12 protein-coding genes and 3 pseudogenes are annotated in these 12,415 nt (G+C 66.1%); 8 read left to right on the top strand and 7 right to left on the bottom strand.

Features of this window, described 5'->3' with window-relative positions:
• Positions 1 to 10 precede the first annotated feature (10 nt).
• The gene (locus E7T09_RS08700) at positions 11 to 1,021 is read left to right on the top strand and encodes an aldo/keto reductase (protein WP_136388781.1); all 1,011 of its coding nucleotides are present in this window, start codon (positions 11 to 13) and stop codon (positions 1,019 to 1,021) included.
• Positions 1,022 to 1,179: 158 nt separating this feature from the next.
• Here the strand turns inward: E7T09_RS08700 and E7T09_RS08695 are convergent.
• The 7 genes and pseudogenes from E7T09_RS08695 to E7T09_RS08665 all read right to left on the bottom strand — a co-directional run.
• Positions 1,180 to 1,566 (bottom strand): annotated as a pseudogene (locus E7T09_RS08695) (DDE-type integrase/transposase/recombinase); the annotation flags it as partial.
• Between the two features lie 172 nt (positions 1,567 to 1,738).
• Complete coding sequence (locus tag E7T09_RS08690; protein WP_136388780.1) at positions 1,739 to 2,050, bottom strand: cupin domain-containing protein; 312 nt, start codon at positions 2,048 to 2,050, stop codon at positions 1,739 to 1,741.
• Positions 2,051 to 2,313: 263 nt separating this feature from the next.
• Positions 2,314 to 2,844 carry a DinB family protein gene (locus tag E7T09_RS08685; RefSeq protein ID WP_168734769.1) on the bottom strand — a complete coding sequence of 177 codons (531 nt, stop codon included), beginning with the start codon at positions 2,842 to 2,844 and terminating at the stop codon, positions 2,314 to 2,316.
• A 595-nt stretch (positions 2,845 to 3,439) separates the two neighbouring features.
• Entirely contained in the window at positions 3,440 to 4,453 is a 1,014-nt protein-coding gene (locus E7T09_RS08680) for an asparagine synthase-related protein (protein WP_136388778.1), read from the bottom strand.
• A complete protein-coding gene (locus E7T09_RS08675; protein WP_136388777.1) occupies positions 4,377 to 5,144 on the bottom strand; it encodes a hypothetical protein in 768 nt (255 codons plus the stop codon). The genes E7T09_RS08680 and E7T09_RS08675 overlap by 77 nt, the downstream gene beginning before the upstream one ends.
• A gap of 22 nt (positions 5,145 to 5,166) precedes the next feature.
• A pseudogene (locus E7T09_RS08670) lies at positions 5,167 to 5,400 on the bottom strand (acyl-CoA dehydrogenase family protein); the annotation flags it as partial.
• Between the two features lie 27 nt (positions 5,401 to 5,427).
• On the bottom strand, positions 5,428 to 5,616 hold the full coding sequence (locus tag E7T09_RS08665) for a hypothetical protein (protein WP_136388776.1): 189 nt from the start codon (positions 5,614 to 5,616) through the stop codon (positions 5,428 to 5,430).
• Positions 5,617 to 5,722: 106 nt separating this feature from the next.
• On the opposite strand from E7T09_RS08665, the pseudogene E7T09_RS08660 reads away from it, so the two are divergent.
• From E7T09_RS08660 to E7T09_RS08630, 7 genes and pseudogenes are all read left to right on the top strand, one after another.
• Positions 5,723 to 6,091, top strand: a pseudogene (locus tag E7T09_RS08660) (IS6 family transposase); the annotation flags it as partial.
• Positions 6,092 to 6,372: 281 nt separating this feature from the next.
• Positions 6,373 to 7,374, top strand: a complete 1,002-nt coding sequence (locus tag E7T09_RS08655) for an ROK family protein (protein ID WP_136388775.1) — start codon at positions 6,373 to 6,375, stop codon at positions 7,372 to 7,374.
• 28 nt (positions 7,375 to 7,402) lie between these two features.
• Positions 7,403 to 8,641, top strand: coding sequence for an extracellular solute-binding protein (locus E7T09_RS08650; RefSeq protein WP_136388774.1), 1,239 nt, complete (start codon positions 7,403 to 7,405; stop codon positions 8,639 to 8,641).
• Positions 8,641 to 9,537, top strand: a complete 897-nt coding sequence (locus tag E7T09_RS08645; RefSeq protein WP_136388773.1) for a carbohydrate ABC transporter permease — start codon at positions 8,641 to 8,643, stop codon at positions 9,535 to 9,537. The genes E7T09_RS08650 and E7T09_RS08645 overlap by 1 nt, the downstream gene beginning before the upstream one ends.
• A complete protein-coding gene (locus E7T09_RS08640) occupies positions 9,534 to 10,379 on the top strand; it encodes a carbohydrate ABC transporter permease (RefSeq protein WP_240741694.1) in 846 nt (281 codons plus the stop codon). The genes E7T09_RS08645 and E7T09_RS08640 overlap by 4 nt, the downstream gene beginning before the upstream one ends.
• Positions 10,376 to 11,353, top strand: a complete 978-nt coding sequence (locus E7T09_RS08635; RefSeq protein WP_136388772.1) for an SIS domain-containing protein — start codon at positions 10,376 to 10,378, stop codon at positions 11,351 to 11,353. Before E7T09_RS08640 ends, E7T09_RS08635 begins: the two co-directional genes overlap by 4 nt.
• Positions 11,350 to 12,264, top strand: coding sequence for an ROK family protein (locus tag E7T09_RS08630; protein ID WP_136388771.1), 915 nt, complete (start codon positions 11,350 to 11,352; stop codon positions 12,262 to 12,264). Before E7T09_RS08635 ends, E7T09_RS08630 begins: the two co-directional genes overlap by 4 nt.
• Positions 12,265 to 12,415 lie beyond the last annotated feature (151 nt).

The raw sequence follows: 12,415 nt of genomic DNA, 5'->3' as shown, positions 1-12,415 counted from the left end.
AGGTGACGCTATGGAATACCGTCGATTGGGCCAATCTGGGTTGCAGGTCAGTGAGCTCTCCTTCGGTGCTTGGGTGACGTTTGGTACGCAGTTGGATGCGGATGGTGCCCTGGAACTGATGTCCGCCGCCTATGACCGTGGGTGCAACTTCTTCGACAACGCCGAGGTGTACGCCAGGGGCCAAGCTGAAACCATCATGGGCCAGGCCCTGGCCAAGGCAGGCTGGCGGCGCGACAGCTACATCGTGTCAAGCAAAGTGTTCGGCGGCGCGGTAGAAAACCCAGCTCCGACCCAGCGGGGACTGTCACGCAAGCACATTTACGAAGCGTGCTACCAGGCCATCGAACGCCTGCAATGCGAGTACCTGGATTTGTACTTCTGCCATCGCCCAGACCGCAGCACCCCCATCGAAGAAACGGTGCGGGCCATGACCGAATTGATCCAGCGCGGTGATGTCCTGTACTGGGGAACGAGTGAGTGGTCGGCGCAGGAATTGATGGAAGCCTATGCCGTGGCCCGCCAGTACAACCTGATTCCCCCGACCATGGAGCAGCCGCAATACAACATGCTCACCCGCTACCGGGTCGAGGTCGAATACAGCCGCCTGTACCGCCCGGACACGCTCGGGTTGGGCACCACGGTCTGGTCACCGCTGGCGAGCGGGCTTCTGACCGGCAAGTACAACGATGTGGTTCCGAATGACACCCGCATGAACCTGCCCGGGTACGAATGGTTGAAAGCCAGACTCGAGAGTGAAGAAGGCCAGACCAACCTGGTCAAAGTCCGAGGCCTGGCCAAGATTGCCGACGACTTGGGCACGACCTTGCCGAAGCTCGCCCTGGCCTGGTGCGTGAAGAATCCAAATGTGAGCACCGTGATCACGGGTGCCTCCAAAGTCACGCAGGTGGTGGAGAACTTTTCCGCGCTCGAGGTGGTTCCCCAGCTCACCGACGAGGTGATGGCGGCGATCGATGCGGCACTGGGCAACAAGGAAACCCGTTTACATGGCTCGAGCGAGTAACACCAAACTTGGTTGGGCTCTGGCACCTTAACCTCAACGGGGCCGAAGTTTTGCAGCAGGCGGCTTGATTTTTAAGCCGCCTGCTGCATCGCCCCTCTCCAGAGGAGTAGGGCTGTGGTCTGGTTGCTTCGTCTCAATGGGGCTGGTGCGGTTGTTCACGTGTGGCGGTGAAGGTTCGAGACTCTGGCGTGCAGATCGAGGAATTCCTGCGTTCGTCGCCGTCGTTTGAAACCGAGCTGGCTGCGTTCCTGTTGCCGGGTCGGTCAATGTGACTGTTCCACGAGGTTATTGCAATGGGCGGTGAAGACTACCTGGAGGTGCTCCACACCGTGGACCACAGGAACTTCCCGTAACGCTGCCCCGTAGCTCCAGAGCTTGTCCGTGTGAATGACCTCCGGCACGTCGTATGTCTCCACCAAGCACACGAAAAAAGATCTCGCGGCCTCGGTATCGTGGTGCTCCTGAAGGAAAATGTCGAGCACGTCCCCGTGCTCGTCCACTGCCCGCCACAGCCAGTGGGTGACCCCTCCGACCTTCACGTGCACCGAGTACTTCGACCTCCTCGCCAACATCTGAACAACCGAGGGGTCGGTTCTCGGGCCCGCTTCCCTTTCACTGCAGGCGCGGCGCGCGGCCCACACATGTAAGGTGCTCCTGATGCAATGGGATAGCGTCTGCTCTGGCCTTGAAGCGCCCGCTCCAAGTTGACGTTTGTCGTCAGCCCTGCTCGAAGGTTCGCTCAGCGTCAACCTGACGCTCACTCTCGAGCCCGAGCGGATTGGTGTGCGTCACGGGGTTGGCGATGGTGATCAGGATCGCGCTGTCTTCAAGCGCCATCACCGCGTGAGTGGTGCGGGCGGGCAGCGTGACCAGCTCATGCGGGCCGAGTTCGAGCCGTTCACCCTGTGAGGTGAAAGCGACACGTCCATCGAGTACCAGCACGCTGATGGGACCGGGAGCGGTGTGATCTGGTAAGCCTGATCCCACCTTCAGGGCCATCAGCAGGAGATTGAAGGTGGGGTCGCGCACCAGTGTGAGCGCATCGCGTCCGTGGTCATGAAGGGGCGCGCTGGCCCGCAGGCGGGCGAGTTGACCTGCGAGGTCATAGCGGTTGAGAGCGATGGGTTGCGGTCGATCCGATCGTCCTTCAGACATAACGACCTCCGTGGCTCTACCGTACCTGATGGCTAACGGTCTCGAGTGTCACGCCTGAATGTTTGGCCATGACCTTCGCAGAAGGGAAGTTTGTTGCGGAATGCTCCATCCGGAAAGACGCCTTTTTAGAGGCGGCGTTACGTCTCCCCGATCACCCCGTACGACCGTTGCAGCAGGGCGAGATGGTGAAGCTCGTGGCCAGCAATGATGTATGCCAGCGCCTGGACGCTGATGGGATGACCGTTGGCCATGCCTGTCCGGCCCCACGCCGGTGGGGTCAGGCTTCTGAAAAGGTTCAGGCTGGCCGCGCGGACACTGCGCCACTCCGCCACGAGATCGGGGATGTCCCGCCTGTCAAAGTGTGCCGCCTGCATCCAGCCTGGTGCGTCAAAGCCCTCGGCAGGCGCTGGCTCCTGCCGGGCCACCCTCAACGCGCGGTACGCAAAGACCCGCTCGGTATCACTCAGATGCCCGATCACCTGCCGGACGCTCCACTTGTCGGGCGCGTACCGAACCGCGGCCTGGGCGAGCGTCAACCCTTCGAGCACAGCTGGGGTGGACACCGCGTGGGCGGCGAGGATCTCAACGATGTCCCCGGCGGGCACCAGGTCGATATAGCGTGAGAAGTATGGCAGGTATTCACTTGAGTCTGGTCGGGTGGACGTCATGGCAGCTCCTGAGGATTCGCAGATCAAGGGAACGTGATACCAACTGGCGATCACCTGCTGGAAGTGCTTGGTGGCGCCGACGGTATCGCTTGGGGTGCGGCGCAGATCGGTCAGCGTGTGCGGTACCGCTTGCCAGTGGGCCGGGATGCTCAACGGGAGCAGGGGCCAGGGGACGTCGAGGGTGAGGGTGCCTGGCCCAGAGTGTATACGGGAGCGTGACAATGAGACCTGGCCGGGAGGGAGTGGACTCCGGGTTGAGTGCGCCGCCATGACTGGTGCTGCTGGTTAGGGCCGCTCAGGAGGCTAAGGCTGAGAACCCCTCGAGGGGCGAGCCGCGGTCTATGCCACGGCGCTCCGTACGGACATGGTTGGCACGCACACGCTGACCTACGTGAACGCCCACACTCCCGCGGAAAGCCAGTGCATCGCGAACGTGTTCCTCCAATCCGGCGCGTGTTTGATCGCTCCAGCAGCAGGGTCGATCCTCTGATGCGTACCCGGCTGCCCCAGGGGGCGCCGCTTGACGCCTCTCGCGGATCACTTCGCCTTCGGGGCATGGCCTTCGGCCTGCACAGCGGCGCGCGGGGAAGCGTCGTCACCGCCGCAGCACGTCGCGCAGCGTCAGCAGCGTAAGGATCAGGGCCGACAGGTTCGGCACCTTGGGTTTGAGCGTCGGCTGGCCGAAGACCCGCTGGCCCACGGCGGAACGCCGCCACGTGCCTAGCGTTCCGCGCACGGCCGCCGTGGCCCGCGCGCGCACCGAGGGGTCGCCCTGCGGCAGGGCCAGGATCAGACGGCGGAGGGCGTCAGGTGCAACGAGGTCATCCAGGCGGCTCGGAAATCCCAGCAGGGCATTCAGGGCGTCCGCATCCAGCGCCCGCAGTTCGCGGCGCCAGTTGGCTTCGTAGCCCTGCGTGCTGGCCAGCGGCACGCGGAACAAGGCCGGCTCCATCTGTCGGAGCGCCACTTTCAACACGTTCTTGTCGGCCATCAGGTTCACCGGCAGGTGGCCCAGGAACTCCAGAACCGCCGTGTCGAGGTAGGGCATGTGCACGTTCGCGTTCTGCCCGGTGTACCGTTCCCGCCACGGCAACAGGGCCCACGGTTCGTACTGCCGCAGCAGCAGTTCCAGTTCCCGGTGATACCAGTGGGTCCACTGCTCACTCTGCGCAGCCACGGCGCGGTATTCCGGCGTCCATGCTTCGTGCAGCGTCGTGTACACGCCGTCCTGCAGCAGCGGCTCCAGCCACGCCAGCGCCGTGAAGGCATTGATGTGCACCCGGTCGAGGTGATGCGCCGTGCTGGCCGCCGGAATGGTGCGCAACTCGAAGACCTGCTCACCGGTGAAGATGTCGGTGGGCTGCCGGGCCGCCAGATCCATCAGGGCGTCGATTTCCTCGCCGTACGGGGCCACGCCGTGGCCGTGCGCAGCGTTGCGCCGCACGCTGGCTGGCACGTTTCCCCGGAACGCGACGAATTCCTCGTGCGCGGTGCCGTACTGCTCGGCCAGTCGGCGGGCAATGTCCGCATCGCTACCGGGCCGGGGGCAGGGTGTACGCGAATGTCCGCAGGTTCGGGCACGCCGGGCGCAACAAACCCAGCAGGCCACGCGAGTCGTAGCCGCCGCTGAGTGACAGGTACGGCCGCTCGCCCGATGCGCGGACGCGCCGCGCCGTGGCCGCGCGCAGCACCTCGATCAGGTCGGCCGCGTCGGCCGCCACCGGACGCTGCTGCTCGGCAGGATGGAAGGGCAGCGTCCAGTACGGCGCGCTGAGGATCCCCTCCACGCGCAGGTCGTGCAGGTCGCTTGGGGTCAGGGCCCGCACACCGTCGTACAGCGTCAGGCCAGACGCCAGGTACCCGTTCGCGAGCATGCTGGCCACGGCCGCCACGCTCAGCGAACCGGCGCTGAAGTCGGGGTGATCCGGCCGAGTGGACACAGTGATGGCGTTGCCCGTATGCCGGGCGTACAGCGTCCGGAGGCCCACCCGGTCGGTCAGGGCCAGCGCGCGCCCAGCCTCCAGGTCGAGGATCAGCAGCGCGAACGAGCCCTCCAGCTGCGCGGCGAACGCGTCACCGACCGTGCGGTACCGGTTCAGGGCGCCGTCCAGCGTCTGGTCGTACAGCGTGCCCAGCAGCACCGCGACCACGCCCGGCCGTTCGCAGAGGGTCACGAGCCGGCCCTGCGGATCGGCATACTCCAGCGCGGCAACCCACGGCCCGACCACGCGGCCACCCGCCGACGCGGCGTCCGGGTGGGCCGGGCGGCACAGCCGCAGGCTCACGTGGGCGGCTGACATGGCGTGGTCTCGATCGATCACCCTACTCCCGGGCGCCCAGGCCAGTCAGGGAGCGGCCGACGGGCAGGGTGTGGCTGTCGTGGGTTCCCTCATCGGTATCCACCGTTTCGAGGTTCAGCATGTGGCGGATGACCGGGTACTTGGTGGTGATCCCGTTCCCACCGTGCGCGGCGCGCGCCAGCCGGGCCCCTTTGAGAGCGACGCGTACGTTGTGGCGGTTGGTGTAGCTGACCTGCACGTCCGTCATGGCACCTGAGGCGCTGTGGCTTGCCCCCGCTCCACCTCAGGCCTCGGGGATGGTCGGTTCGAGCAGGCTCAGGGCGTTTATGACCCTCCGAACTGGCCGTTCGGCGCTGTCCCACCAGACCGCCACCTCGGGCCGCAATTCAAGCTCGGCGTACGCGCGGCCACTCTCACGGATCGGCCGCGCGTCGCGCGTAAGCAGGGCGTGGAGATGAACTTCATCGAACATGGACACCTCGGCCGGGATGGGGTGTGGGGTTGGAATGCATGGAAACGTGAACCGCAGCATAGAGCATTGGGGTTCTGGCACCTTAACGCCGGTAGGCTGACGAGCCCTGAACCACCGGGAGCCGTACCGCCCCCGCTGTCCTCTCAGCGTGATCGGCTAGGCCCAGTGGCTGTACCACCGATTCCCCCTGAGTCAGCGGGACGTGCAGGAACTCCTTGACGAGCGCGGCATCCAGGTCAGCCATGAGACCCTGCGGCAGTGGAACATAAAGTGTGCTTCCCTGCTGACTGAAGAGCTGCGCCAACGGGAACCCCGTCGGGGTTCCCGCTGGCCTCTGGACGAGGTGCACGTGATGGTGGGAGGGCTCGCCCACTGGTCGTGGCGAGCCGTGGACGACTCCGGCGCTGTACTGGACATCCTGCTTCAGGAGCACCGTGACACCGAGGTGGCAACGTCGTTTTTCACGCAGCTGTTGTGCCCTGCATGGTAGGGGAGACCGCCACTGTCCCGTCGCGCCAGAAGCCGTTCGAACCAGGGCTGAACACCTCGGCACCGGCGGCACCGAATGGTTCCTGCGAGCTTAGGGTGGCCTGGCCTGTTGCTGATCATCCCGGGGATCCTAGAGGTCGTCGATTGAGGCCATGGAGCTCTTGGCGAAGCTGCCGCTTGACAGGAGTCGGTTCCCTTCGTACATTTATTAAATAAGCCTTCTTAAAAAATCAGTGAGGTGACGTGAGCGGCTCGACTCCAGGTTCCATGCGTCAACACAACCGGCAGCGGGTGCTGTTGGCCCTCCTGAAGCACGGCGCTCTATCGCGCGCCGAGCTCATGCAGCACACCAGCCTCTCGGTGGTCACGGTCAACGCGATCACCAAAGACCTGGAGGAAAGCGCTCACATTGCCGAGGTCGGCCGCACCGCGGGCCAGGCCGGACGCCCGGCCGGGATCTATGCCCTCCACCCACACCTGGCCACACTGATCGGTGCGGATGTCCAGCCCCACGAAATCCGACTCCTCAGCAGCGACGTCCGTGGACAACAGCGGCACGAAACCATCATCGCGGTTCCCGATCCGGCGGTACTTGAGCCCCTGTTCGGTTCGGCCCTCACCGCCCTCGTGAACGATTCCCCGCACGGCCCGGTGCGCCACGTGACCGTCAGTTTTCCCGCGCCCATCTCACAGCAGGGCGAGATCCTCGAACCCAACTCACTTCGAGGAATCACCCTCGGATCTGCCCGTGACACGCTGCGTGCCTGCGGAGCCGACCTGATTCTGGAGAACGACGCCAACCTGCACGCGCTCGCCGAACGGCATTACGGCGTCGCTCGGGATTCACCGAATTTCCTGGTGCTGATCCAGCGGAAAAGCGGCATCGGCCTGGGCCTGTATCTCGACGGGGCCCTGTACCGCGGCGCTCAGGGCCGCGCCGGCGAACTGTCGCTGGCGCGCTGGCCTGATGGGGGCCGGATCATACCCATTGAAGATCTGCCTGATTCAGTCCGCACCCAAGCACTGACGTACCTCGTCAGTGCCGTGGCGGTCGCCCTGGACGTGTCGCTGCTGGTCATCAAGGAGGACACCTCGTGTGCCTCAGCGTCCCCCCCGTCCTTTCTGCCACTGGCGGAACTGCTCCCGCATCTGCGAGTCGAGGCGTCCTTACTTGGGGAGGAGGGGCCAGCCCTGGGGGCTCTGATCGCCAGCCGTGACCGCTTTACCCACGCCCTCCTCACCTCCCCGCCCGCCGAACTCGCCACGTGATTCCCACCCCACACTCCGGAGGTTTCCTATGAACGCAACCATGAAAGCACTGATCCTCAGCCTTGGCCTGACCCTCGGCAGCGCCGCCGCCGCGCCCGTCACCCTGACGGCCCTGTTCATGAAACAGGCGGCCTACAGCGAGGCCGATATCCAGAGCATGGTCAAGGCCTTCGAGGCCAGGACGCCTGGCGTGACCGTTAAGCTCGAGTTCGTGCCCTATGAAGCGCTCCATGACAAGATCGTGAGCGCCGCGTCGGCCGGCGCGGGTGGCTATGACGTCATCCTGTACGACGTCATCTGGCCCACGGAATTCGCCAAGAACGGCTTTCTCGAGGACGTGACCCCCCGCATCCCGGCGTCGGACAACGCCAAGGTGTTCGCCGGCGCGTGGAAGACCGTGGAGGCGGGCGGGAAGCGCTACGGCATGCCGTGGATCCTCGACACGAAATACCTGTACTACAACAAGGACATCCTCAAGCGGGCCGGGATCGCCGCGCCGCCCAGAACCTGGGACGAACTGATCAAGCAGGCGGCCATCATCAAGGCCAAGAAGCTCGTGACTTACCCGCTGGTCTGGAGCTGGAGCCAGGCTGAGGCGCTCGTGTGCGACTACACGACGCTGCTCTCTGCCTACGGCGGTTCGTTCTACAAGGGCAGCGCGCCTGCCTTCAATACCGGCGGCGGTCTCAAGGCGCTGCAGTTCATGAGCGACTCGCTCAAGAGTGGGCTCAGCAATCCCAACAGCCGGGAATACCTGGAGGAGGACGTCCGCAAATCCTTCTCCAACGGCGAGGCGGCGTTCGCCCTGAACTGGACATACATGTACGCCCTGGCCAACGATCCCAAGCAGAGCAAGGTCGCTGGGAAGGTCGGCGTGGTGCCCGCGCCCGGGGTGGCCGGCGTCAGCACGGCGAGCGCCATGAACGGCTCGATGGCCCTGGGCATCCCCACGGGCAGCGCGCACAAGGACGAGGCCTGGAACCTGATCCGGTACATGACGTCGCAGCCGGTGCAGGAGAAGTATGCCAAGCTGAGCCTGCCTATCTGGAAGGCCAGTTACGCCAGCCCGGCCGTCACGCGCGGTCAGGAGGATCTAGTGAAGGCCGCCAAGGTCTCCCTGGGCGTGATGCTGCCCCGCCCCACCATCGCGCAGTACCCGCAGCTCAGCACCGTACTGCAGACGTCGTTGCAAAAAGCGCTGCTGGGCAGCCAGACTCCCCAGCAGGCGCTGGATGACGCTGCGAAGACCGCCGCCCGATTCCGGTAATGTCCCGAGTGACGCGCGCCGCTCCCGCCGGCCGGTTGAGCTGGGGCCTGCTCCTGCCCCTCCTGCTGGTGCTGATCGGCGTGGTGGGGTATCCGCTGCTGCGCACCGTGTATTTGAGCTTCACCGATGCCAGCCTCAATGCCCTGGGCACCCGTCCGCAGTGGATCGGCACCCGGAACTATGCCGACGCCCTGGGCAACCCGGACTTCCACGCCACGCTGTGGCACAGCGCGTACTTCACGCTCGTGTCCGTGACGCTGGAAGTCATCATCGGGGTGGCCGTCGCGCTGCTGCTCAACCAGCGCTTCCGGGGACGCACGCTGGCCCGGGCCCTGCTGATCCTGCCCTGGGCCATTCCTACCATCGTGAACGCCGTGATGTGGCGCTGGATCTACCACCCGGAATACGGGGCCCTGAACGCCCTGCTGACCCAGTGGGGACTGCTGGGCGGGTACCGCTCGTGGCTGGGGGAACCGGGCAGCGCCCTGAACATGGTGATCCTGGCGGACGTCTGGAAGAACTATCCGCTGGTGGCGCTGATCGCGCTGGCGGCGCTGCAGGGCGTCTCGGCGGAGATCTATGAGGCGGCCGCCCTGGACGGCGCGTCACCCTGGGCCCGCTTCTGGCGCATCACGCTGCCCGCCATCATCGGCCCGCTCAGTGTGGCCGTGGTGCTGCGCACCATCGAGGCGTTCAAGGTCTTCGACATCGTGTACGTCATGACCCGTGGCGGCCCGGCGGACGCCACCAAGACGGCGTCCTTCACGGTCTACCAGGAAGCCTACACGTACCTCCAGGCTGGCAGCGGCGCCGCCTACGCCAACCTGATGGTGCTGGTCAGCGCTGTGCTGATCGCCCTGTACCTGTGGCTCTCGCGTCGGCAGGGCACGCTGTGAGACCGACGAGGACGCAGACGGTACTGACCTACGCCGGCGTGATGGTGTTCGCCCTGAGCGTGCTGCTGCCCGTGCTGTGGATGCTGGTCAGCAGCGTCATGCCCGCGACCGACCTGACCACCCGGCCGCTGCGCTGGATCCCGGTGCACCCGGACTGGAGCCGCTACGCGTCGCTGCTCACCGTCGGCGACAACACACCCGGCCAGACCTTCCTGTACGCCCTGCGCAACAGTGCGGCCGTCGCCCTGAGCACCACCGCCCTGGCCCTGTTGCTGGGCATCCCCGCCGCCTACGCCCTCTCGCGCTTTCCACATGGGAAGGCCGGACTGCTCCCGGCGGTGATCGCCACCTACATGCTGCCGCCGGTGGCCCTGGTGTTGCCGCTGTACCAGCTGCTCGCCCGCCTGCACCTGCTGAACACGGTCTGGGGACTGATCCTGGTGTACTGCAGCGTGATCCTGCCCTTCACCACCTGGCTGTTGAAGGCCAATTTCGACACCGTGCCGGCCGAGATCGAGGAGGCGGGGCTGATCGACGGCCTGTCCCGGATGGGCTGCATGACCCGCATCGTCGTGCCCCTCGCCCTGCCCGGCGTGACCACCAGCGCCATCTTCGCGGTGTTGCTCGCCTGGGACGAATTCTTCTACGCGCTGCTGTTCACCAATGGACTGGCCGCCAAGACCCTCCCCGTGGCCATTGCGGATTTCACAGCGGGGCGCGCCACCGACTACGGGTTGATCATGTCGGCCGGCGTGCTGGCGGCGCTGCCCCCCGTCCTGATCGCCGTGGCGCTGCAGCGGGGCCTGCTGGCCGGCCTGACCTCAGGAGGGGTCAAAGGATGACGCACACCACCCACCCCGGACTCTCGCTCCTGCGCGCCGAACGGGCCCGCCAGTGGACGGACGCCCAGGCCACCCTGGGCGACCCTGAGCCGCGGCGGCTCGCTGGCCAGGTCGCCGACGCCCTGCGCGCGCCCGGCGCGTCCCTGCTGCTCCTTGGCATGGGCGGCAGTCACCACGCCAACCAGACGGCGATCTCTGCGTACCGTCAGCGTGGCCTGCACGCCACGGCCATGACGCTGGACGAGGCCCTCGTCCAGCCGCTGCCTGCGGATCTACGGCGGGTCTCCGTGATCGTCAGCCAGTCCGGCGAGTCCGGCGAGATCGTCCGCTACCTGGAGGCGCAGACACTCCCGGCATCCATCTTCGGAGCAAGCCTGAACGCCGGCAGTGAACTGGCCCGCCGGGTGCCCACGCTGATCGCTGCCGGCGGCCCGGAGGTCGCGTTCGCCGCGACGCGGTCATTCGTGCTCACGCTGACGCTTCATCAGGTCATTCTGGAGGCGCTCGGAGCCGAACGGTTGTCCCTCGACGCGCTGATTCCCGTGCCGGACGTCGACGCGGCGCCGCTGCGGGACGTCACCTCCGTGGTGTTTCTCGGTGCCGGCAGCGCGTCCGGACTCGCTCACATGGCCGGACTCGGCACGCTCGAACTCGCCCGCTTCCCGGCCCTCAGCTACGAGGCGGGCCAGTTTCGTCACGGGCCACCAGAACTCCTGAGCCCCCAGGTGGGCACCGTACTGATCACGTCCAGTGCTCCCGACACGTACCGCCAGGCCACCATGGCCCGCATCCTGGACGTGTGCGCTGGAGCGGGCAGTCCGACCCTGCAGTTCACGGCCGACCAGGGGAGCGCGGCGAACCTGAGTGGCGAACTGGCGCTGTGTCCCGCCATTCAGCAACTGGTGATCGACCTGGCCCTGCAACGGGTGCCGAATGTGGGCGACCCGGTCCGCAGTGCGAAAGTCACGCGATGACGGGCGTGCTCCCGGGCACCCCCGTGAACGACCCTGTGATCGGCATCGACCTGGGAGGAACCAAGGTCGCGTCCGGCGTCGTGACTGGCACCGTCATCGCCGACCGGCAGGAAGTGCCAACGCCGCGTGGCCTCGAGAACCTGCTCGATCTGCTTCAGCGCCTGGTCGAGGCTCATGACGCGGGTGCCCGGCAGCGTCTCCGGGTCGGCCTGGGCCTTCCCGGCCCCGTGCGTGATGGTCAGTCCACCTTCTTCTCCAACCTGCAGGAACTCAACGGCACCCGCCTCGAATCGGAACTGGCACGGCGCCTGAACCGCACCGTGGTGATCGAGAATGACGCGAACCTCGCCGCGCTCGCCGAATTCCACTGTGGCGCGTCCCGTGGCACCACCACAAGCGCGTATCTGACGTGGTCGACCGGGATCGGCTGCGGCCTGATTCTCCACGGACACCTTCACTCTGGACGGCACGGCATGGCGGGCGAAGTCGGCCACACCCGGATCACTCCGCTGGGGCCGATGGACGGCAGTGGCACCGTCGGCACGCTGGAAGCCCAGATCAGTGGCGCTGCCCTGGCCCGTGACGCTGGCTTCGTGTTCGGACGAGCGGTACCGGTGCCAGACCTGTTTGGACTCGCGGCCACCGATGCGCGTGCGCAGACGCTCCTGCAGCAGGCGGCCGCGCATCTGGGGATCTACCTCCACAACCTCCAGCTCCTGCTCGACCCGGACTGCGTGGTGCTGGGTGGAGGACTGTTCCAGCATCTTGAGGTGCTGCTTCCCATGATCGAGGCGGCGCGCCGGCAGACCGGCGCGCTCGACGAGTTCACGCCGCTGGTGCCCTCCCATCTGGGTCGGGATGCGGGCATTATCGGCGCGGCGCTGTTGGCGAGAAGAGGGCGGTCGCCCTGATCCTCTTCGGTGGTGAGCCCACTCTGGAGAGTTCGGCGTGTCGATCCCTGGAAGACCTGCTCGGGGATCTGCAGCGGGGAAGCCTGCAGACCTGAACACTTCTGCTGGCGGTTCGCTGGGGCCGCGCCATGTGAGGGGACTGGAGTGAAGC

Source organism: Deinococcus sp. KSM4-11 (assembly GCF_004801415.1).
Classification (GTDB): Bacteria; Deinococcota; Deinococci; order Deinococcales; family Deinococcaceae; genus Deinococcus.
Note: the sequence above shows the minus strand (reverse complement) of the source record. Positions and strands in the feature narration are given on the sequence as shown.